Source organism: Nocardiopsis xinjiangensis YIM 90004 (assembly GCF_000341145.1).
GTDB classification, from domain to species: Bacteria; Actinomycetota; Actinomycetes; order Streptosporangiales; family Streptosporangiaceae; genus Nocardiopsis; species Nocardiopsis xinjiangensis.
In genome coordinates, this window is sequence record NZ_ANBE01000022.1 from 22,428 (window position 1) to 41,800 (window position 19,373).

Sequence of the window (19,373 nt, forward strand, 5' to 3'; positions counted from 1 at the left end):
TGGGGGATTTCAGGGGCAGGCGCGAGCGGGTCGGCTCAGTCGGAGTACTGGGGGTCGGGGACCTCGCCGATGTTGCCTTGGGCCTCGCTCGCCATCTCCAGGTCGCCCGCGACGTAGTGGCCCGTGGCCTCGCTCGCGCCCCCTACGGCCGAGGCGGTCAGTTCGACGATGCCGCCGACGAGACCGGAGACGTACTCGGAGAACTCGCCCAGGGCCACGCTGATGGGCACACTCGAGGCGGCCGCCTCGGCCTCGGTGGTGGCCTCGCCCAGAGCCACGGAGTCCCCGGTCAGGCCGCTGCTTCCGTCTTCGTCGCCGATATGGCCGGAGACGGTCGTCAGGACCCCTCGGACCTCGGGGACCTGGATGTTCCAAGCGGACACACAACCTCCCTGCGCCTGTTTGCCGACCGAACGAAACACGGGCCGGTTCGCAGGACCGACCCCGTGTGGGGATTGTGTCGCACTGTGTGTGGAAATGTCTTTGAGGTGTTTCGTGGGCCTTTCACGTTCGTCCTGTGCCTCATGGAGGGGGCCTGTTCCGACCAGGGACGACGCCCCGACCTCCAGAATGGAGGGGGCGTATGTGACACCGGACACGGACAGGGCCGGCGGGCACGAGCAGCGGGTCCCTGAGCCCGCCGCCGGGCACGAGTGTGTTTGCTGCTCCGTCGTACGGCCATGGGTCGGAGATGGCGGAAAACACGGATGAGCCCCCGAGCCGCGAGGCTGCGCCCCCCGAACGCCACCTCTGGTGGATACAGGCCTACGGGCAGAACAACCCGCGCCAGTACGCCAGGCGAGCGGGCCTGGTCTCCGCCGGCCTCGTGCTGCTCTTCGTGGTCCCTGCGGCCTTGCTGCTGTTACTGCCCCGCGACGGCATCCCACCGGAACTCGCATGGCCGGCCGTGGGAGCACTGGCCGCGGTCGCGCTCCTGGGGGCAGGGCTCTTCCACCTGTTCCAGAGGATGTTCCGCCGGGTGCTCGGGGTCGAGGCCTCCCCGGAGGATGCGGGACCGCACCACCGGAAGGCGGCGAACCGGCAGGTGCGCCGGGGCTGGCTCAGCGGGCACCCCGAGGTCGACGCACTCGCGCGCCGTCTGAGCGTGCAGGCCGAGCGCGTGGCGTCGCTCCGTTACGTGGCGCTGTTCATGGCCCTCATGCTCGTGAACCTTTTGAACCTGGGGCTGCAGATGGCTCGGGGGCCGGTGACCGCCGCACACGCGATGCTGGTGGTGATCACGCTCGCCTTTCTGGTCGCGTTCCCGTTGTTGGCCTGTCGGCGCCGCCGCAGGGCACAGGCATTGCGGAAGGCCTACGACGAGCGTTACGGCCGTGCCGGAATCTGTGGGGCTCCGGAACGCCGAGAAGAATGACCGGATCCGGTCAGAACCGATCTGCGTTCTGTTTCCCTGGGGAGGTCTGAAAAGGTCGGAAACCCCTGATCATCCTTGGGGTTGCCCCGGGGCCTATCCCGGGCCTCCGACGCTGTGTAAATATTACATCACGGCGCGTTCCGGTGTTGTTCCTGTACCTTCTTGGAGCCCCCCTCTGGCGACGAGGTGCATGTGTCTCCGTCATGGTTCCATGTGTCACTTCGTGATAGCGGTATCGGGAAGGTTGTACCAGTGGAAGACCTCAGTGGAATCATCAGTGCGGCTGTAGGGCTGCTGTTCCTTTCAGGGGTCGTGCATTTCATCAAGGTGGCCACGAAGAACGGAACATTGGACAAGAATTCCGCGATCGGAATCAGGACCAAAATCACCACTTCTTCGGATGTGGCTTGGGAGGCGGGGCATCTCGCGGCTGGACCTTGGCTGCTCGGAGGTGCGCTGACCGGGTATTTCATGGCGCTGCTTTCGGCTGCGCTGACGGTGTTCGGCGCTCTCTCCGACTCTCTCGGTCCGGCCGTTTTGCTCGTGCCCGGATCCGGATTCTTGGCCGTGTGCGTGACCCTCATCGTCGCCACACGGATCGCGAACAAGTCCGGGGCCGAGGCAGAAGCGAACCAACAGTAGGGCATCAGATGAGTAAGAGTTTCATCGCCGTATCGACGGTCGCGTCTCTCGTGCTGGGGGTGGGCGGTGTCGTCGCTGTACCCGCCACTGCCGGGACGGCGCCCAACAGCGTCCAACAGCAGGTCACTGAACAGAACCCGGGGCGGGCGGAACTGAAAGAGGACCTCTCCCCGATCGCCGACTACAGCGACCAAGAGATTTTGCAGCTCCTGCTGGCCGCGCAAGGGCCGATCGCCGAGGACCACCCCGAACTCCCGCGGCTCCTGGGCTTCGACGAGGAAAAGCCCCACACCGACACGGAGGGGCTCGCTGTCATCATCGACGAGTACTTGAAGTTCGAACCGGACTTCGACGAGCTCGTCTCCCAGCCGCTCCAGTCCGGCGACCCCGACGAGGTCGACCGTGCGCTCATGGCCTTCACGGGGTCCTTCATGGAGTTCATGGAGGTCTCCGCCGAAGAGCTCGGCGACGGTTGGGAGGAGCAGGCGAGTGGTGCCGGGTGGACGTGGCAGGGCGCAAACGTCGCCATCTACGCGAACGCACTCGGTGTCGCCAACGTCGTGGGTTACACGAACGCCGGTGTGGCCACCTTCGCTCTGGCCGCCGTCGCCGTGGTCAAGCTCTACCTCGACGATTCCGGGCCCCAGGGCGCCGGGTTCGAGCGGGAGCACTTCGTCAACGAGTTCGCCACGGCCTTCGGTTCGTAGACAGCTACCCCGGTCGGACGGGGCTTGTCACCAGTAAGAAGTCGGCCGCCGAGGAGTCACGCCCCCTGCGGCGGACGCCCGGCGGTCGGCCGTCGACCCTTTCAGGGGGCGGGAAGAGGCACGGAGAGTACATCATCATGGGTGACAGAGGTACGGGCGAAAAGGTCGGTGAACGTGCAGGCGAGAAGGCTACGGTTGCCGGACTCGCAACACTGGTCCTGGTTTCCTCCTTGCTTCTGGGGTCCATTTTCTTCTCGTTCCCCAGCAACGTTCTGTCGGTTCGTGACGGAGGAGCTGTAAGAACATTTTCTGTGGAACTCCTTCCGCAGAACTGGCCATTCTTCACGAAACCACCCAACGACGCGGAAGTTATCCCCTACAGCGTTCGTGGGGGTGAGGCGGTCGAGTTCGCATCCCAGTTCCCCAATGGTCGGTCGGACAATATCTTCGGATTGTCGCGTGAGCAGAGGGCGCAAGGTCCGGAAATGGCGAACATGGCGAACCAGGTCGAGGAGTGGGTCGACTGTTCCGAAAATCGTGACCGCTGCATCGAGACAGTGGTCGAGCAGGGCGCCGTGCAGACGATCCACAATTCCTCCCCGGTGGCGACCCTGTGCGGTCCTGTGGTCCTGGTACAGACCGAGCCGGTTCCGTGGTCATACAGGGAGAACTACGACGGTTGGCGCCTCGACAAGGAGGCCGTCATGATCGAAGCGGAGTGCGGATGAATGCATTGACCCGAAGAATCGGGAGCTCCATCGCCTCCTTCAACGCCGAATCACGGGTCCTCGGGTTCGGGCGGACCGTGATTGCTCTTGCGCAGGCGACGGTTTTTCTGTTCACGCCTGCTTCACATCTTTTTGTGCCTGTGGGAGGGCACGAGGCGCAGATCCAGTGCGACAGCGCGATCCGCTCCGTCACCGCATACTGTCTCTTCGACGGGGTTGACCGGCAGGTCATCAGCTGGATCATGCTGGCGATCCTGCTCGTGGTCGCTTCAGGCCTCCTCCCGAGGTACACCTCCGTTCTGCACCTGTGGGCCGCACTGTCGATCCACACGTCGTTCTCGCTCCCCGACGGAGGTGAGACAGTCGCCCAAGTGTGCACCCTCTTCCTTGTTCTGGCATGCGTCAACGACCGCCGGACGTGGCACTGGCAGGCCTCGCTCGAAGGGACATCCCACCCAGGGTCGGTCTTTCAGGGGATTGCTTGGGCCGGCCATTGGGGACTGCGCCTGCAGGTCGCCTATATCTACTTGAACAGTGCCCTGGCCAAGCTGTCGGTGGAGCAGTGGCAGGACGGCACTGCGACCTACTACGTGACCCGCATGGAGACCTTCGGTACGACCGGTGTTCTCACCGATCCGGCCCTCTGGTTGACGGCGTTGCCCCTGGTTGCTCTGGCCACGACGTGGGGGACCATCCTCGCGGAGTCGGCCATCGCGGTGCTCGTCCTGATGAACGGGCGGAAGCAGCTCATCGCGACGACTCTGAGCGTGTGCCTACATCTGGTGATCGTGGTCCAGATCGGTATCGTCAGCTTCGGTTTTGTCATGATGGGTGTGATCGTGTGCGCCACGGCTCCGAACCTGGCTCCTGCTCTCTCCCGCGCACGCCGGGGCCCGGCCGCGCGTCGCGGAGGTCCGGGGGAGAGGGCCGAGGCCTGAGCGCCCCGTAGGTGGCACGGGCCCGGGTGCGCGCCACCCGGGACCCGTGCGCGCGTGGGGTCAGCGGGTCCCGAACAGGTGCTCCAGGGCGAGCTGGTCCAGGCGCTCGAAGTGGTACCCGCGTTCGCCGACCGCGCCGAGGTCGATCTCCTCCGCCATCAGGTCCGAGAGGGACTCCCCAGCGCCCAGCGTGGGCTCGGACAGCTCGGGCACACGGGCCGCGGCCAGGGCCTCCGCGACCTCGGGATCGGCGCGGAACGCGGCGGCCTTGTCCCGCAGGATCAGGTAGTTGCGCATGCACGCGGCCGCCGATTCCCACACGCCGGTCATGTCCTCGGTGCGCGGCGGCTTGAAGTCGAAATGGCGCGGGCCGTCGTAGCCGGCGCGCTCCAGCAGATCGACGAGGAAGAAGGCCTCCTTGACGTCGCCGGCGCCGAACCGCAGGTCCTGGTCGTACTTGACGCCGCGCTGGCCGTTGAGGTCGATGTGGAAGAGCTTGCCCGCCCACAGCGCCTGTGCGACCCCGTGCGTGAAGTTGAGCCCGGCCATCTGCTCGTGGCCGACCTCGGGGTTGACGCCGACCATCTCGGGGTGCTCGAGCCCGTTGATGAAGGCCAGTGCGTGGCCCACGGTCGGCAGGAGCGTGTCCCCGCGCGGCTCGTTGGGCTTGGGCTCGATCGCGAAGCGCAGGTCGTAGCCCTGTTCGCGCACGTGGGAGCACAGGATGTCGAAGGCCTCGCGCAGCCGGTCCAGAGCGGCGGCGTCGTCCTTGCCGGCCTCGCTCTCGGCGCCGTCCTGCCCGCCCCAGCACACGTAGGTCTTCGCGCCGAGGGACACGGCCAGTTCGATGTTGCGCATGACCTTGCGCAGGGCGTACCGGCGCACGTCGCGGCTGTTGGAGGTGAACCCGCCGTCGCGGAAGACGGGGTGGCTGAAGAGGTTGGTGGTGACCATGGGCACGGCCAGGCCGGTCTCGTCCAAGGCACCGCGGAAACGTTCGACGATGTCGTCGCGTGCGGCGGCGCTGCTGCCGGGCGGAACGAGGTCGTCGTCGTGGAAGGTGATGCCGTGGGCGCCCAGCTCGGCCAGGCGGCGGACCGCATCGGCGCCGTCCAAGCGCGGGCGGACGGGGTCACCGAAGGTGTTGACCCCCTGCCAGCCCACGGTCCAGAGGCCGAAGGTGAACTTGTCGGCGGGCACGGGCCGGTGATCGCTCATGATCTCTCCCGGGGTGGGGCGGAGGGGCGGTGGAAGCTGCGCCCTTAGTTTGTCCAGAGCCACAACTAAGTGTCAATGGATGTGGACGGGCCTCGCGGGCATCCTGTTCCCGATCCGCTCCCGCCGCGGTCACTTCCCCTGGCCCCCGGCCGGTTCGGGCAACGGAAGGCGCCCGGTGTCGAGCGCGTGCACCATGGCCGCGGCACCCCCGCGTGCCGCCGCGCCCAACCCCAGCTCGGACAGTTCCACCCGGCACCCGCCCGCGTCCGGGGCGAACGTGTGCTCGGCCAGGGCGGCGCGCACGCTCGGCAGCAGCCACGGGCCCATCGGCACGAAGTATCCGCCGAGCACCACGACACCGGGGCCGACCACGTTGGCCAGTCCGGCCAGACCCCGGCCCAACCACGCCCCGGCCCGCTCCATCGCCGCCACCGCGGCCGCGTCGCCCTCCTGCGCCCGCCACACGGAGGCCTCGACCAGCCCGGCGACCTCCGGTCCCGTCCACGGGCGCCCGCCGGCGGCCAGGTCCGGAACGGCCGCGGCCACGATCGTCCCGATCCCGGCCAGCGCCTCCAGGCACCCGCGCCGCCCGCACGCGCACTCCGGCCCGTCCGGATCCAGGCACAGGTGCCCGATCTCCCCGGCCGCCCCCGAGGCGCCGCGCAACAGGGTGCCCCCGGAGAGCACGCCCGCGCCCACGCCGATCTCCCCGGTCACGTACACCAGATCCGGGGTGCCCGCGCAGGCGCCGTCGCGGAACTCGGCCATCACACCGAGGTTGCCGTCGTTGTCGACCTGAGTGGGCAGCCCCGGGTCGTCGAGGAGCGCGGTGAGGCGGTCGCGGAGCGGCACGTCGCGCCAACCGAGGTTGGGGGCCAGGGTGACGGTTCCCGAGGGGTCGACGAGCCCGGGTACGGCCACGCTCACGCCCACGATCCGCCGTCCGGCGAGCTCTGGGGCGGACGCGGTCTCCCGTACCGTCTCGGCCACCAGCCGGACACTCGCCTCGGGCCCGGCCGCACGTGCGTCGACATGCACGTGCCGGGTCGCCAGTTCCCGGCCGAGCAGGTCCACGGCCACCGCGGACAGGTAATCGACGTTGATCTCCACCCCGATCGCGGTCAGCGAGGTCTCGTCCAACGCCAGGAGCACCCCCGGCCGCCCGACCCGGGGTCGCGAGGTCTCCCCGGTCTCGCGCACCAGACCGCGGGCCATGAGGTCGGCGACCAGGCTCGACGCGGTCGTCTTGTTCAATCCCGTGGCCGAGGCCACCGCCGACCGGGAACAGGGCGCGAGCTCGCGGACCGTGCGCAGCACGAGCTGGAGGTTGGTCTCCCGCACGGTACTGACCGAAACACCGTTGCTCCTGCCCTCCGTTTCTGTTCTCATGCGAGCATGATCGCTCCCGACGCGCTGCGCGACCAACCGGCCCTCGCCGGGGACCGGGTCTGGTTGGAACCCTTGGACGCCCGCACCGGGGAACATCTGGTCCGCTACTACGTCGACATGGACCCGCGGCTGCGCCGCCTCACCGGTACCCATCGGAGTTTCGGCGAGGAGGAACTGCGGTGTTGGACCGGGAGCCTTCCCGATCACCACGACCGTGCCGACTGGGTGATCTTCTCCCAGGAGGACGGGGAGGCGGTGGGTGAGTGCGCCCTGCTCGACCTGGACCACCACAACGCCAACGCCGGTTACCGCATCTCCCTCTTCCGTATGGAGCGGACCGGCCACGGGTTCGGGACGGCCGCGACCGACCTGGTCCTGCGGTACGCCTTCGAGCAGGTGGGCCTGCACCGGGTCGGCCTGGAGGTCTTCGAGTTCAACGGGCCCGCACGCCGTTCCTACGCCCGGTCCGGGTTCCGCGAGGAGGGCGTGTGGCGCGAGCAGTTGTACTGGGGCGGACAGTGGCACGACGCGGTCCTCATGTCGGTCCTGGCGCACGAGTACGCCGAGTTCCACGCCGACGACCCGCACCGCTGAATCCGGTGCCGGAGCACCGGGCCCGGATCCGGCCCCGAGCGGCCCACAGGGCTCCACCGGGACGCCGTAGGCTCGGGGCATGCCGGTACCTGACTTCCTCCGTGAACTGCGCAGCCACGTGGGCCACGACCTGCTCCCGCTCGTGGGGGTGACGGGTGTGGTCCTCGACGACGCGGGGCGTGTGCTGCTGCACCGCCGCTCCGACGACGGCCGGTGGGCCACCCCGGGCGGCATCCTGGAACCGGGCGAGCAGCCGGCCCCCGCGGTCGTGCGGGAGGTCCGGGAGGAGACGGGGGTGGAAGTCGTCGTCGAGCGCCTGGCCAGTGTCCTCGGTCACGAACCCCACACCTATCCCAACGGTGACCGGGTGCAGATGCTCGACCTGGCCTTCCGCTGCCGGGCGGTGGGCGGTACCCCCACGGTCGACGGTGACGAGAGCCTCGACGTGGCCTGGTTCGACCGCGATGCCCTCCCGCCGATGTCGGTGCGCATCACCGACCGCATCGCCCACGCCGTAGCGGACCGGACCGGGCCCTTCTACGTGGGCTGACCCGCGCGCAGGCACCTGTCCCACACACGAAGACCCCGGACACACGAACGCCCGCCCGGACTCCTACCGGGCGGGCGCGGCGCCTGTGTTCACCTGTTGTCTTCCGGAGGATGCCCCGGCCTTCAGGCCGGGCAGGAATCCGGAAACGGTCATACTCATACCGTAGCTCCCCTTAAACTGTGTGTACGCGGACGGCGTACAAGTGCCGGGCCTACCCGGATCCCGAGCAAGCGGCCCAGTTGGGCCGCACGTTCGGATGTGTGCGCCTGGTGTGGAACAAGACCCTGAGCGCACGCCAGGACGCTTACCGCCAGCGCGGGGAGAAGACCTCCTACAAGGCCACCGACGCGGCCCTGACCGGGTGGAAACGCGGCCAGGACCTGGCGTTCCTGTCCGAGGTGTCCTCGGTCCCGCTGCAGCAGACCCTGCGCCACCAGCACACCGCGTTCGCGAACTTCTTCGCAGGGCGCGCCAAATACCCCCGGTTCAAGTCCCGCAACGGACGCCAATCGGCGCACTACACCCGCTCGGCCTTCCGCATCCGGGGCGGGGGCCTGGTCCTGGCCAAACAGACCCGGCCCTTGCCAGTGGCCTGGTCCTGGCCCGAGACCGACCCGGCCGCCCTGAACCCGACCACGGTCACCGTCTCCCGCGAGGCGGACGGGCGCTGGTACGTGACCTTCGCCGTGGAGACCGAGGACCCCGAACCCGCGCCCGAGGCCGGCTCCGAGGTCGGCATCGACCTGGGGGTGAAGGACTTCGCCACCCTGTCCACGGGTGAGAAGATCGCCAACCCCCGCCACCTTCACCGCAAGGCCCATCGGCTTCAGCGCTACCAACGGATGATGGCCCGCAAGCAGCGCGGGTCCCACAACCGGCGCAAGGCCAAGCGCAAGGTCGCAGCGGCCCACCGCAAGGTCCGCCACGCGAGGCAGGATTTCCTGCACAAGGCCACGGCCCGACTGGTGCGCGAGCACGATGTGATCGCGATCGAGGACCTCAACATCCGGGGTATGACTGCCTCCGCGCGCGGCACGATGGAAGAGCCGGGTCGTAACGTGGCCCAGAAACGGGGTCTGAACCGGTCGGTTCTGGATGCCGGCCTGGGGGAGTTCCGCCGCCAGTTGGAGTACAAGGCCGCCCGTGCGGGCCGCACGGTGGCGGTGGTGGACCGCTGGTTCGCCTCCTCCAAGACCTGTTCGGAGTGCGGGTATGTGCTCGCGGAACTGTCATTGGGCACCCGGTTCTGGACGTGCCCGTCCTGCCGCACCCGACACGATCGGGACGTGAACGCGGCCAAGAACATCCTTGCGGCTGGTCGAGCCGCAGCCCGGGAGGAAATCTCGGGTGAGGCCGGGCCCCCGCTGTGTGACACTGGCGGAGCCCACACAGTAGGGGCGGGAGCTGACATCAGACGGCACGGATTCGTCCTTCCGCGGTCGGCGGTGAAGCAGGAAACCGGGCTTGTGAGGGCCGGGCCGTAAGGCCCATGCACGCGTGAGCGTGTATCGCAATCCCCGTTCTCCACACCGGGGAGGAAGTCAACGGCTCAGTTCCACTGGCGGCGCATGGTCCAGCGGTCGGAACCGGTGTCCTTGGCGATCTCGACGATGCTCGCCTCGCCGGCGTCGGATTCGGCCGAGACCCGCAGCAGGTGGCCGGGCGTGGTCTCCTGATCCCGGGCCTCGGGGCGCACCGGCCAGTCGCTGATGATGCGCCGGACCCGGAAGGTGTGGCCTCGCCAGGTGAATTGTGCGGGGTTTCCACCGGTGGTGGAGCGGACGTCGATCTGTTCGTTCAGAAGACTCACGCGGGACAGCCTATCGAACATGTTTTCGAGAGAGGGGTGTCTCCCGAATGGGGCGGACCGTGGGACGCCGAACACCCTAGGCCCCCGGCTGGATCGAGCGCACGCGCCCTTCGGCGTGTCGTATCCCTACAGGAAGACCCGGCCCCGACGGGACCGGTCCCGCAGCGCCGCCATGCGCCGGGCGTTGCCGGGACGCCGGGCCAGCAGGTGGTACAGCAGCAACGAGCCACCGCGGTCGGTGCGGGTGCGGTCGGCCATCTCACCCATGTTCACGCGCCGGTACAGGTGCCGTCCGCCGACGAGCAGGCGGACGGCGTGCGCGGCCTCGGGCAGGTGGGCGTGGGCATGGTTGTCCGCGGTGTACTCCTGCACGCGGGAGAGCGCGGCACCGGCGCCGGGCAGGAGTTCCGCGCCGAGTGTGGCGACCCGGCGCCAGTATCCCGTGTGGCCGGCGGCCACGTGCCCGATCTGGTGGGCGACGAGGAAGGCCAGGGCCTCGGGGTCGCGTTCGTGCTCGCCCGCGTGGAACACGTCGTGGGAGAGCACCAGGTAGCGGCGTAGCCCGTGCGCGGACGCGTCGGTGTGCCGGGGCCGCCGCTCGGTGCTGACGTAGGCCTCGGGCGGACGGGCGAGCCCCATGGCCTCCGAGAGCGACACCACCAGACAGTGGGTCTCGGGGAACTGGGTGGGGGATACCTTGACCGACTCGGCGCGGTGGCGGGCGTACCGCAGCCCGCGGGCGACCCAGCACGCGGCCAAGAGGGCGGGCACGGGCGCCAGGGTCCACAGCGGGGAACCGGTCACCGTCCACAGCAGGTGCAGGGCCACGGCGGCCAGTGCCAGGGTGAGGCCGACGCACACCGCGTACAGCGGGAACTCCCACGGGTGGGCCGGCGCCGGGAGCAGGTCCTCGTGGTCGTCGGCGGGCTCGACGGGCTGCGCGGCCCGCGGGCGGGAGAGGGGTTCGCTCGGATGGTGGCCGCCGTGGAGGGAGCAGCTGCGCAACCTCCCGATCGAGCCGGTGGCCGGGTGACTCTCCGGTGGTGTCGTCGGTGACATACCGTCTCTCCCCCCCCCTGGGCCGCGGTGCGTGAACCACGAGGAGTTGTTACTCCCTGTGGTTGAATATTACTTTCCGCTTCCCTTGCGCAGGGATGGTGGAGGGCGGCGTGTCCGTGTGCGGGCTTTGTTCACTGCTCGCTCTCACCCTCGTAGCGGCGCAGCTCCTCGGCCAGCGCGTCCAGGAACAGGTCCACCTGCTCGGGGTCGTAACCGGGGCGCGCCCGTGTCGTCGCGAACTGCACCCGTTCCACGTCACGGGCGGTCAGCGTGGCCCGGTCGGGACGCCCTCCCGTCAGCATGGTGAGGGTGAACTCGGCGTGGTCGAGGAAGTCGTCGACCTCGTCCTCGTTGTACCCGGTGGTCAGCCGTGTGATGGTGAACTGTTTGTTGCGCACCGCTTCGGCGCTCATCCCTGGGACGGCGGGTTCGGAGGCCGTGGTCGCGCGCGGCGCCGGTGCGGGCTCGGGGGTGGGAACGGGACGTGGCGGCAGCGGGGGAGGGCCCGAGGGGGCCGCACGCCCCAGCCCGCGTCCGGCGAGCTCGGCGATGACGCGGTCGAGGAAGGCGTCGACCTCGTCCTCGCGGTAGCCGGGGCTGAATCGGGTGGTGCGGAAGCGGGCTTCGCGCACAGCGTCGGCGGTGAGCAGCTCACCGTTGCGTGGACCGCCGTCGAGTGCGATCAGGGTCGCCTCGATCCGGTCGAGGAGAGCATCGACATCATCCTCGTTGTAACCGGGGCGTAGACGCACCGTGTGGAACTTCTTGTCGCGGATGTCCGCCGGTGTCAGAGGCATGGTCACCAATTGTGCAGTCGGCATGGGCCATCGGTCGCTCCGGGGCGGGGCTCGTGGCCTCGCCCCGTCACGGGGACGATGGCGTCCAGGAACTCCGTGACCTGGGGCGGACGGGGCCGCCCAGGTCGGTGCCGAACTCGGTCCGGGGGATACGGCTGTTCATGGCGGCATTATGCCGGGAGGGGAGGGCGCTTGGCCATACCGGCCGGTACCCGTGACCGGGTGTGGTCGTTCCGGTGCCTCTCAGCTGCGCATGAGGTAAGTGGCGAGCCCGCGGGCGATGGCGTCGGCGGCCGTCTCGCGCCACTCGGTGTCGGACAGCATCTCGGCGTCCTCCTCGTTGCGCATGTTCCCGGTCTCCAGGAACACCTTCGGCACCGTCGACAGGTTGAGGCCGCCCAGGTCGGTGCGCTCGTCGAACCCGTCGTCGGCCAGGTAGTCCGAGACGGGGATCTCGGTGCCCTCCTCGTACTCGCGGTGCAGGTCCTCGGCCAGGAGCTGCGAGGGTTCGGCGATCTCGTCCGTGTGGCCGTCGATCGGTCCGGGATGGATCACGTGGAACCCGCGCCCGCTCTCCGGTCCGCCGTCGGCGTGCAGCGACACGGCGGCGTCGGCCTCGGCCTCGTTGCCGATCTCGGCGCGTTCGTCGATGCAGGGGCCCACACTCTCGTTGTCCTCGCGGGTCAGGATCACGGTCGCTCCGTCGGCCTCCAGGCGTTCCTGGACCAGCAGCGACAGTTTCCAGTTGAACTCGTGCTCGGACAGGCCGTCGGCGGTCTCGGCGCCGACGGTGTCGCAGGCCTTCTCCTCGCCGGCGGGGCCGGCGGGGACGTTCTCGTTGATGCTGTCGGGGTCCTGGGCGTTGCCGCCGTTGTGTCCGGGGTCGATGACCACCACGCGGCTGTGCAAGGGGCCGTCGCCGACCGGTTCCTCCTGCCCGCCGGGGGCCTGGTCGGGACCGGAGGCCTGTGCGTCGCCGGGGCCGGGCAGAGGCGGTGCGGCGGTGGGGTCGCCGTTGGGTTCCTCCCCAGGTGGTGTCGCGCACGAGGCGCAGAGCAGGGCGGCCAGGGCGGTCAGGGACAGAGCACGGACGGTGCGGCCGCCGGGCCTCTGCTCGGTCGAAGCGGGCATGTCCTCAAAATAGCGGCCCTCGGCCTGTGCGCGGCACCTGCCTCCATGTGGCCGTCTGTCACCGAATGTTCGATTCTTCGGATTCATGGACGCATGATACGCGCGTCGGTTTACAAGAATTACGTGAATCAAGAAAGGGATTGTGTACTTTTCTGGCCTGAACTGGGAGAATGTTGATCGTGACATTTCCGTAACCCGGCTCGCCGTGTTTTTCCGGCATTTCTATGGATAAGCTCCGGAATGGAGGCACCGGGGTGCGCATCCCCCAGTGCGGGCGTCCCCGACCAGGTGAACCCGCTGATCCCCCCGTTGCCAGGCACCACACGGACATCGGCCCCCCAGGCCGTGTCGTAGACACCCGACATTGGCTCGTGTCCGCGTTTTTCGCGTCCCGCTCCCGCCCGTCACGGCGGTGGATCACGTGGCCACCCGACCCGGCAGCGCGGGTCGGGACGATCCGAACGAGGATGATCTTGACGCATTCCCCCACCATCAGCGCGCGCCGCATGCTCCAGACCGGCGCCACCTTCGCCGCTTTCGGCGGCCTGACCCTGGCCGCCGCCATGCCGGCCCAGGCCGAGACCATCACCGTTGGGACCGCGCACAGCGCCGTACTCGAGGAGCGTGTCTCCCTCGTCCCCTCCGTCGCGCAGGGCGAGGAGGGCAGCGACACCCAGCACTACCAGGGTCGGCCCGAGCCGTACCTGGACGTCGACCTGACGGGCACCAGCACCGTGGACGCCGACGGCCTCCACTCCTCCATCGAGGTCGGCAGCGTCCACGCGCAGCTGACCGAGGAGGACCTCGGCCAGATCCTCGCCCAGGAGGACACCGAGGACGTCCAGAGCTTCGGCACGATCGAGGAACTCCGGGGCGAGTCCGCCGGGACCCTGGACACCCAGGACGAGGACTACGCCATCGACGTCGAGTTCACTGACGCGAGCATCCAGGTCACCCAGGGCTGGGACGGCGAGTACACCGTCGAGTTCGCCGAGGGCCAGGTACAGGTGAACCACACCTTCCTCCCGATGGAGGTCTCGTTGACCTCCGTCGAGGGCCAGGAACAGGTCCCCTCCCTCGAGGACGAGGAGTTCCTCTTCGACGCGTCCTTCGGCGGCATGGTCGCCTCCTTCGACGCGGGTGTGGCCGGGTTCGACTTCGCCTTCGCCGAGGTCCTCACCGGCACCGCCGAGGTCGAGGCCGACGACGAGGACCCGGGAAACGGCGACCCTGGTGAGGGGGACGACGGGGACCCGGACCCCGGCGAGGGTGAGGACGGCAAGGAAGACGAGGACGACGAGGACGGCGGGGAAGAGGACGGCCAGGAGGATGGCAAGGACCCCGGTGAGGGTGAGGACGACAAGGACGGCCGCAAGGGCGACGGCGAGGACGAAGGCGAAGGCAGCCTGCCCGTCACCGGTGGTGCCCTGGCCGGCCTGATCGCCGCCGGTACCGCCGTGGCCGCCGGTGGTGGCGCCGCCCTCTACTTCACGCGCCGCAAGAAGAACGAGGTGACCGGGGGCGAGGCAGCCGACGAGAGCTGATCTCCGCCGTCACCAGGGCGTTCCCGTCCGCGGTGACCGGTCGTCCACGGTCCCGGGGCACGCCTCGGGTTCTAGCGGTCCCCGCAACACCCTGGAGTTCAGGGAGTTGCGGGGACCGTGGATTTTGAGGCACTCAAGGCGAGGTTCTTCGAGGCACTGGATAAGGAGAACGGCAGCGTCTCGGGAGCTGCCCGAGCAGTCGGGGCGAATCGGCACACGGCGGCTGTGTGGGCGCGCAAGGCTGGTGTCCGCGGTCGCGGGGGTTCCGGTTTACTTCTGCGACCCGCACTCGCCCTGGCAGCGCGGATCGAACGAGAACACCAACGGCCTGTTGCGGCAGTACTTCCCCAAAGGCACCGATCTGTCCGTGCACAGCCCACAAGACCTCGAACACGTCGCCCAGCAGCTCAACGGCCGGCCACGCAAAACGCTCGGCTGGGCAACCCCAGCCGAGCGCCTGCGTGATCTACTGACGACCACGTAGACCGTCAGGTGTTGCGAGGACCCCAAGAATCCGCCCGCGCCCCGGGGCCGTTCGCGTGTGCCGGCCGTCGAACACGGTTCCCGATTCGGGCTCCACGGGCTAGGCTCGCTCTGTGGGTACTTGTGCACCCACCGTCCGGATCCCCTCCGGGGCGGGAGGGGCCCGCTCAACCGCTCCGCACATCGCCCGGTCACACTCCCGACGCCCTGTGCCTGTTTCTCCCGACGGGGCCGCGACGGGCCGGGCATCCCCCAGAACAACCAGGAGTGCTGTGGTGACTTCCACCAAGCCGATCGTGCGTCGCCTCCTCGGCGGCGGTGTCCTGTGCGCGGTGTTCGGCGCTCTCACCGTCGGGACCGCCGCCCCCGCGAGCGCCTCGCCCCTGGTCTGGGGCAACGCACAGGCCTGGGTGTCCGACGGGGACGCCGTCAGCGGGTACTCCACCGCGATCAGCCACGGTGACGCCCACGAGGAAGAGGCCGACGCCGAGGAGATCTCCGGTCCCCTCGCCGAGTACGCCGAGATCAGCGGCAGCAGCTACGCTCTCGTCGACGACGAGGGCGCACACGCCGTCTCCGCCGTCGACTCGGCGGTGTTCCGACTGGAGGTCGAGGACCTGGTCGACCTCGGCATGATCGACGTCCCCGAGCCCGAAAAGGGCGGCGAAGGCGGCCGGAACGGAACCGAGGAGGAGGACGAGGCCGACGAGCCCTCGACCCTCGAGGACCAGGCCGCCCCGGACGAGGACGACGAACCGGCCGAGGAGACCGAGCACTGGACCGAGGCGGACGAACCCGAAGCGGTCCCCAGCCCCGAGCCCCCGCCGCGCCCGGAGGAGGACGCGGGCGGAGAAGGAACGGACGAGGGCGAGGGTGACCCGCAGGACCAGGAGTCCCCCGAATCGGAGGAGAGCCCCGAGGTAGGGGCCACCGAGTCCCCGATCCGCGGGGATGCGCGTCTGATGCCCCTGGACACGGCCGCCGCTTCCGATACCGGCGGTACCGGCGGCGTCGAGTTCACCGTCGCCGACGTCCGCGCCACCGTCAGGGCCGAGTACGGCGGCCGTACCCGGACGGATTTCGAGCACGGAGAGATCACCGCGTTCGGTGAACCGGTCCGCGAACTGGAACAGGGAGGGGAGGGCACGACCGTCACGGACGTGCTCGAGGTGCCCGACACCGAGGGCGGGCCCGGCGAGGAGATCCCGGTGAGTGTGCACTTCGTCGTCAACGAGTCGAACTTCGAGGACGAGGACCCCGAGTGGGAGGGGGAGGGGGCGCGCTCGTGGCTCACCGTCTGGGTGCAGGTCGGCGAGCCCGGGGAGGAGAACGGGTTCGCCGTGGAGCTGGCCGATTCCTGGGCCCTGGGCTCCACACACGTCTCCGAGAGCGGTCCGTCCCCGTCCGAGGGCGAGGACGGCGAGACCGCTGCGGAAGAGGCGCCGGTGAGCCGCCTGCCCACGACAGGCGGCGGCTCCCTGGCCGCGCTGGTGACGGCGGCGTGTGTCGCCGTCGGCGGCGGTTGCGCGGCGACCTACCTCGCGCGCGGGCGCACCACCGCGATGGACGACCGCATCGAGGACTGAGCCGGAGCGTTCAGAACACGGTGCCGCGACCGATCAGCCGTGCCGTCTCGGGTCGGCGGATCCATGCGACCGCGGCCATCGCTGCGGTCAGCGCCAGCGGCAGCGCCCAGCCCTGGTCCATGAGCACGAACACGTGGGTGAGGGCGGCGCCGGCCGCGATGACGGCCAGGCCCAGCGCGGCGAGCCCGGAGGTGCGCGGAACGAGCAGTATCGCACCACCCACGACCTCCGCGGCACCGACGGCGTAGCGCAGCCACTGCCCGACCCCGATCTCGGTGAAAGTGGCGACGTGATCGGGCCAGGACAAGAGTTTCCCGGCGCCGACGAGGAGGAAGACGGCGGCTCCGACGGCCTGCAACACCCACGAGGTGACGGTGAGTGACAGGGCACGGGTCGGTCGTTCCTCTGCCATGTGGACCCTCCACTGCCAACGGGTTCCCTGCGGACACGGAAGAGGGCGGGCCCGACGGGCCCGCCCTCGGTTCTTGTCGTCAGCCGGAGACCGCCCGGCCGTTCCCCCCGGAACCGGCTCAGACCGGGGAGATCACTCCGTACGCTGGCTGGGGATTCCGGCCAGCAGGGCGCGGACCTCAGTCTCGCGGTAGCGGCGGTGTCCGCCCAAGGTGCGGATCGAGGTCAGCTTGCCCGCCTTCGCCCAACGTGTGACCGTCTTCGGGTCCACGCGGAACATGGTGGCAACCTCGGCGGGGGTCAACAGGGGCTCCGCCTCGGGCGTGCGAGTTGACATGTGTACGGCCTCTCCTCCTGGATCTGTGTGCCGATCCTTGAGCCTTAATCCTGGCACTTGGCCCGGATGTCCAATATCCCCGATTTGCGGGGCATTGGCACCACCCGAGGTGATTATGCGACCACTCCAAGCAACTTTGCACGTGGGAGGCCAAAGAAAGCCGCCCGTGGTCGCGTCACGCTAAGTGATTCTAGCGACACGTTTAGTGGCATGTGGTCTATTCGGTCAAAACTTCGTTCTCCGGCCTCGTTTTTCTCGATCCGGAGCGACCGAAGTGCTAGGGGGTGGCTGACCGAAACCCGGTCGACGGGGACGGCCCCGGGGTCGTCGCGCTGGTCGGTCCGCTGGTTCTGTCGGATCGCCGGAGTGTGCGGAGGAAGGCCGTTCCCTTCGACCCGAGCGGTCGGGCCATGCGGGATCGCCCGCGTGGCAGGGCTTCTCTGGTTACGGAGCGTGCACTCCGTGATCGGCTCACTACAGTGTACGTCCATCCCTAACGGGCGTTATGCCCAATTTCTGAGAGCTTGGCGAGAAGCTGTGGAGCCGCGCCCCGGGTTGCCTTCCTCACGTGGGAAAAGGCTCTCTGAAGAGGTTGAGAAACCTGGCGTACCAGGTTGGTGTACGGCGTGTCGGGGTGTCTTCTTCACGACGAACGGCCTGAGCATGTCGCCGAAAAACTGAAGGTCCCGTGACACTCAGTTGGCGTGCTGGAGGGCGCGCACAGACCTCCACCGCCCCAGTAGCCGCTCACGCATCTCCCGCACCTGTCCGCTCTCGCCCTCGGCCAGCGCCGCGACCGCACCCGAGACCTCCGCGACCGACCGGTCCGCGTGCAGATGGTCATCGCTCAGCAGGTACGGCAGGCCCCCGTAGTCGAGCTCCACGAGCGCCTCGGGATGCGCGGTCGAGGCCAACCAGTCCTTCACCCGCTCGAGCCCGCCGGAGGCCGTGTTCTTCCCGACGTGTTCGCGCAGCACCGCCGAGGTGTGCTCCAGGCGGCGCAGTGCCGGCGAGTACCGGGTCAGGTACAGCAGCGTGCGTGTGTCCTGATTCGACAGCACCAGGCACCGCTCGTCGTCCTCGAACGGCACGAACCACGGGACCGGGATCGTCCAGTTGCTCGACAGGATCCCCGTCCGCATCACCGCGCCCGAGTCGAGCCAGGAACGGTAGGCCTCCTCCACACGGTCGGCCTCCGGGGCCGGGACGAAGGACTCGCTCACCGCGAAGGGCACCGTGTTGCTGAAGTCGTCGTAGGCACGCCAGGACCGCAACCGGGTCTGCCACGGGCACACGTACAAGCGGCCCTGGACCACCCGCAGGTAGGCGTGCTCGCTCTCCTCCTCAGGGGCCACTCGCGGAGGTGAGGCCAGGAGCCGGCCCAGGCTCTCGCGCTGCTCGGCGCTCAGGGCGTGGATGCGCCGCGGGCGGTCCGGCGAGAGCGCGTACTCCTCCCATCTCCGGCGGTCCTGCGGGGAGAAGGCGTCCAGTGGTTGATAGACACGGAGGTAGGCGCTGTAGGGCAACACGGTCGCATCGTGGCACAGATCCTCCTGTCGGACACGCACCGTCGAAAACCCCTGGTGGGAAGGGAATCCGGTCGCTGTCCGCCTTCGCCGGGCACGGGTGGCGTAGGCACGGCGGGGCCCGACCAGGTACGGTTGTAGGTGTACGTAAGCTGGCGCGAGTCGTCAGTCGCGTTTGACGGCCGTCAGCCGACAGTTCGGGTTAATTGAGAGAACTGGGGTTCATCCGAACCCCATCGTTGAGGGGGTCGAGCCAATGGGGCGCGGCCGAGCCAAGGCCAAGCAGCAGAAGGTCGCCCGGAAGCTCAAGTACAGCACCGGTGGAACCGACCTCGATCGGCTGCGGTCGGAGCTGGGTGTCGCTGAGGGGCAGGGGTCTCAGAACGGTCCGTCGGGCCCGGAGGACTCCTACGGAGAACCTCATGACGACCTGATCGACCGTTACGCCGATCTCGCCGAGAAGCACTCGGACTCCGACACATAGGTCGACCGAGGTCTTCGACCGTTCGGACAGCAACAACCGAGCCTGTGGCAGCCCCCGATGTCCC

General features: G+C 68.8%; 21 protein-coding genes and 1 pseudogene. 12 read left to right on the forward strand and 10 right to left on the reverse strand.

Annotated elements, in window-relative coordinates:
• Positions 1-35: 35 nt before the first annotated feature.
• Positions 36-383: a DUF6507 family protein gene (locus D473_RS0111530; RefSeq protein WP_017609223.1), complete on the reverse strand. Its 348-nt coding sequence runs from the start codon at positions 381-383 to the stop codon at positions 36-38.
• 308 nt (positions 384-691) lie between these two features.
• Between D473_RS0111530 and D473_RS0111535 the strand changes: the two genes are divergently transcribed.
• The 5 genes from D473_RS0111535 (at position 692) to D473_RS0111555 (ending at position 4,390) form a co-directional block, all read left to right on the forward strand.
• Positions 692-1,375 (forward strand): hypothetical protein, encoded by a 684-nt coding sequence (locus D473_RS0111535; RefSeq protein ID WP_017609224.1) that lies wholly within the window; start codon positions 692-694, stop codon positions 1,373-1,375.
• A gap of 252 nt (positions 1,376-1,627) precedes the next feature.
• A complete protein-coding gene (locus D473_RS26050; RefSeq protein WP_017609225.1) occupies positions 1,628-2,017 on the forward strand; it encodes an SdpI family protein in 390 nt (129 codons plus the stop codon).
• A gap of 8 nt (positions 2,018-2,025) precedes the next feature.
• Positions 2,026-2,724: a hypothetical protein gene (locus D473_RS24725; RefSeq protein ID WP_017609226.1), complete on the forward strand. Its 699-nt coding sequence runs from the start codon at positions 2,026-2,028 to the stop codon at positions 2,722-2,724.
• A gap of 137 nt (positions 2,725-2,861) precedes the next feature.
• Positions 2,862-3,452 carry an SdpA family antimicrobial peptide system protein gene (locus D473_RS26570; RefSeq protein ID WP_083917980.1) on the forward strand — a complete coding sequence of 197 codons (591 nt, stop codon included), beginning with the start codon at positions 2,862-2,864 and terminating at the stop codon, positions 3,450-3,452.
• Positions 3,449-4,390, forward strand: coding sequence for a sporulation-delaying protein SdpB family protein (locus tag D473_RS0111555; protein ID WP_152436819.1), 942 nt, complete (start codon positions 3,449-3,451; stop codon positions 4,388-4,390). Before D473_RS26570 ends, D473_RS0111555 begins: the two co-directional genes overlap by 4 nt.
• 60 nt (positions 4,391-4,450) lie before the next feature.
• Here D473_RS0111555 and xylA read toward each other — a convergent pair whose 3' ends face one another.
• Both xylA and D473_RS0111565 read right to left on the reverse strand, forming a co-directional pair.
• Complete coding sequence (gene xylA, locus D473_RS0111560; RefSeq protein ID WP_017609229.1) at positions 4,451-5,608, reverse strand: xylose isomerase; 1,158 nt, start codon at positions 5,606-5,608, stop codon at positions 4,451-4,453.
• A gap of 129 nt (positions 5,609-5,737) precedes the next feature.
• Complete coding sequence (locus tag D473_RS0111565) at positions 5,738-6,997, reverse strand: ROK family protein (protein ID WP_033353230.1); 1,260 nt, start codon at positions 6,995-6,997, stop codon at positions 5,738-5,740.
• A 6-nt stretch (positions 6,998-7,003) separates the two neighbouring features.
• Here D473_RS0111565 and D473_RS0111570 point away from each other — a divergent pair, with 6 nt between their 5' ends.
• The 3 genes from D473_RS0111570 to D473_RS0111580 all read left to right on the forward strand — a co-directional run bounded on the left by D473_RS0111570 (position 7,004) and on the right by D473_RS0111580 (position 9,625).
• A complete protein-coding gene (locus D473_RS0111570; protein WP_017609231.1) occupies positions 7,004-7,591 on the forward strand; it encodes a GNAT family N-acetyltransferase in 588 nt (195 codons plus the stop codon).
• A gap of 79 nt (positions 7,592-7,670) precedes the next feature.
• Complete coding sequence (locus tag D473_RS0111575) at positions 7,671-8,141, forward strand: NUDIX hydrolase (RefSeq protein ID WP_017609232.1); 471 nt, start codon at positions 7,671-7,673, stop codon at positions 8,139-8,141.
• Between the two features lie 179 nt (positions 8,142-8,320).
• A complete protein-coding gene (locus D473_RS0111580; protein ID WP_017609233.1) occupies positions 8,321-9,625 on the forward strand; it encodes an RNA-guided endonuclease InsQ/TnpB family protein in 1,305 nt (434 codons plus the stop codon).
• 65 nt (positions 9,626-9,690) lie between these two features.
• On the opposite strand, the gene D473_RS0111585 is transcribed toward D473_RS0111580, so the two are convergent.
• The 4 genes from D473_RS0111585 to D473_RS0111600 all read right to left on the reverse strand — a co-directional run bounded on the left by D473_RS0111585 (position 9,691) and on the right by D473_RS0111600 (position 12,938).
• Positions 9,691-9,951 (reverse strand): DUF6504 family protein, encoded by a 261-nt coding sequence (locus D473_RS0111585; protein ID WP_017609234.1) that lies wholly within the window; start codon positions 9,949-9,951, stop codon positions 9,691-9,693.
• Positions 9,952-10,077: 126 nt separating this feature from the next.
• The gene (locus tag D473_RS0111590) at positions 10,078-11,010 is read right to left on the reverse strand and encodes a M48 family metallopeptidase (RefSeq protein ID WP_026126854.1); all 933 of its coding nucleotides are present in this window, start codon (positions 11,008-11,010) and stop codon (positions 10,078-10,080) included.
• Between the two features lie 131 nt (positions 11,011-11,141).
• Complete coding sequence (locus tag D473_RS0111595) at positions 11,142-11,807, reverse strand: DivIVA domain-containing protein (protein ID WP_449406449.1); 666 nt, start codon at positions 11,805-11,807, stop codon at positions 11,142-11,144.
• A gap of 243 nt (positions 11,808-12,050) precedes the next feature.
• Positions 12,051-12,938, reverse strand: coding sequence for an N-acetylmuramoyl-L-alanine amidase (locus D473_RS0111600; RefSeq protein ID WP_017609236.1), 888 nt, complete (start codon positions 12,936-12,938; stop codon positions 12,051-12,053).
• Positions 12,939-13,405: 467 nt separating this feature from the next.
• Here D473_RS0111600 and D473_RS0111605 point away from each other — a divergent pair, with 467 nt between their 5' ends.
• From D473_RS0111605 to D473_RS0111610, 3 genes and pseudogenes are all read left to right on the forward strand, one after another.
• A complete protein-coding gene (locus D473_RS0111605; RefSeq protein ID WP_017609237.1) occupies positions 13,406-14,482 on the forward strand; it encodes an LPXTG cell wall anchor domain-containing protein in 1,077 nt (358 codons plus the stop codon).
• Between the two features lie 244 nt (positions 14,483-14,726).
• A pseudogene (locus D473_RS26575) lies at positions 14,727-14,966 on the forward strand (IS30 family transposase); the annotation flags it as partial.
• A 274-nt stretch (positions 14,967-15,240) separates the two neighbouring features.
• Complete coding sequence (locus tag D473_RS0111610; RefSeq protein WP_088177555.1) at positions 15,241-16,551, forward strand: hypothetical protein; 1,311 nt, start codon at positions 15,241-15,243, stop codon at positions 16,549-16,551.
• A 10-nt stretch (positions 16,552-16,561) separates the two neighbouring features.
• Here D473_RS0111610 and D473_RS0111615 read toward each other — a convergent pair whose 3' ends face one another.
• From D473_RS0111615 to D473_RS0111625, 3 genes are all read right to left on the reverse strand, one after another.
• The gene (locus tag D473_RS0111615) at positions 16,562-16,963 is read right to left on the reverse strand and encodes a DoxX family protein (RefSeq protein ID WP_017609239.1); all 402 of its coding nucleotides are present in this window, start codon (positions 16,961-16,963) and stop codon (positions 16,562-16,564) included.
• Between the two features lie 132 nt (positions 16,964-17,095).
• Positions 17,096-17,299 (reverse strand): developmental transcriptional regulator BldC, encoded by a 204-nt coding sequence (gene bldC / locus D473_RS0111620; RefSeq protein ID WP_013155387.1) that lies wholly within the window; start codon positions 17,297-17,299, stop codon positions 17,096-17,098.
• Positions 17,300-17,994: 695 nt separating this feature from the next.
• Complete coding sequence (locus D473_RS0111625; protein ID WP_017609240.1) at positions 17,995-18,828, reverse strand: hypothetical protein; 834 nt, start codon at positions 18,826-18,828, stop codon at positions 17,995-17,997.
• Positions 18,829-19,081: 253 nt separating this feature from the next.
• Between D473_RS0111625 and D473_RS0111630 the strand changes: the two genes are divergently transcribed.
• Entirely contained in the window at positions 19,082-19,309 is a 228-nt protein-coding gene (locus tag D473_RS0111630; RefSeq protein WP_017609241.1) for a DUF3073 domain-containing protein, read from the forward strand.
• Positions 19,310-19,373 lie beyond the last annotated feature (64 nt).

What these genes read in the sequence shown, in the direction of transcription:
- D473_RS0111535 (WP_017609224.1), top strand. Translation starts at nt 692, where the DNA reads ATGGCGGAAAACACGGATGAGCCCCCGAGCCGCGAGGCTGCGCCCCCC.
- D473_RS24725 (WP_017609226.1), top strand. Translation starts at nt 2,026, where the DNA reads ATGAGTAAGAGTTTCATCGCCGTATCGACGGTCGCGTCTCTCGTGCTG.
- D473_RS26570 (WP_083917980.1), top strand. Translation starts at nt 2,862, where the DNA reads ATGGGTGACAGAGGTACGGGCGAAAAGGTCGGTGAACGTGCAGGCGAG.
- D473_RS0111555 (WP_152436819.1), top strand. Translation starts at nt 3,449, where the DNA reads ATGAATGCATTGACCCGAAGAATCGGGAGCTCCATCGCCTCCTTCAAC.
- xylA (WP_017609229.1), bottom strand. Translation starts at nt 5,608, where the DNA reads ATGAGCGATCACCGGCCCGTGCCCGCCGACAAGTTCACCTTCGGCCTC.
- D473_RS0111565 (WP_033353230.1), bottom strand. Translation starts at nt 6,997, where the DNA reads ATGAGAACAGAAACGGAGGGCAGGAGCAACGGTGTTTCGGTCAGTACC.
- D473_RS0111570 (WP_017609231.1), top strand. Translation starts at nt 7,004, where the DNA reads ATGATCGCTCCCGACGCGCTGCGCGACCAACCGGCCCTCGCCGGGGAC.
- D473_RS0111575 (WP_017609232.1), top strand. Translation starts at nt 7,671, where the DNA reads ATGCCGGTACCTGACTTCCTCCGTGAACTGCGCAGCCACGTGGGCCAC.
- D473_RS0111590 (WP_026126854.1), bottom strand. Translation starts at nt 11,010, where the DNA reads ATGTCACCGACGACACCACCGGAGAGTCACCCGGCCACCGGCTCGATC.
- D473_RS0111595 (WP_449406449.1), bottom strand. Translation starts at nt 11,807, where the DNA reads ATGCCTCTGACACCGGCGGACATCCGCGACAAGAAGTTCCACACGGTG.
- D473_RS0111600 (WP_017609236.1), bottom strand. Translation starts at nt 12,938, where the DNA reads ATGCCCGCTTCGACCGAGCAGAGGCCCGGCGGCCGCACCGTCCGTGCT.
- D473_RS0111605 (WP_017609237.1), top strand. Translation starts at nt 13,406, where the DNA reads ATGATCTTGACGCATTCCCCCACCATCAGCGCGCGCCGCATGCTCCAG.
- D473_RS0111615 (WP_017609239.1), bottom strand. Translation starts at nt 16,963, where the DNA reads ATGGCAGAGGAACGACCGACCCGTGCCCTGTCACTCACCGTCACCTCG.
- bldC (WP_013155387.1), bottom strand. Translation starts at nt 17,299, where the DNA reads ATGTCAACTCGCACGCCCGAGGCGGAGCCCCTGTTGACCCCCGCCGAG.
- D473_RS0111630 (WP_017609241.1), top strand. Translation starts at nt 19,082, where the DNA reads ATGGGGCGCGGCCGAGCCAAGGCCAAGCAGCAGAAGGTCGCCCGGAAG.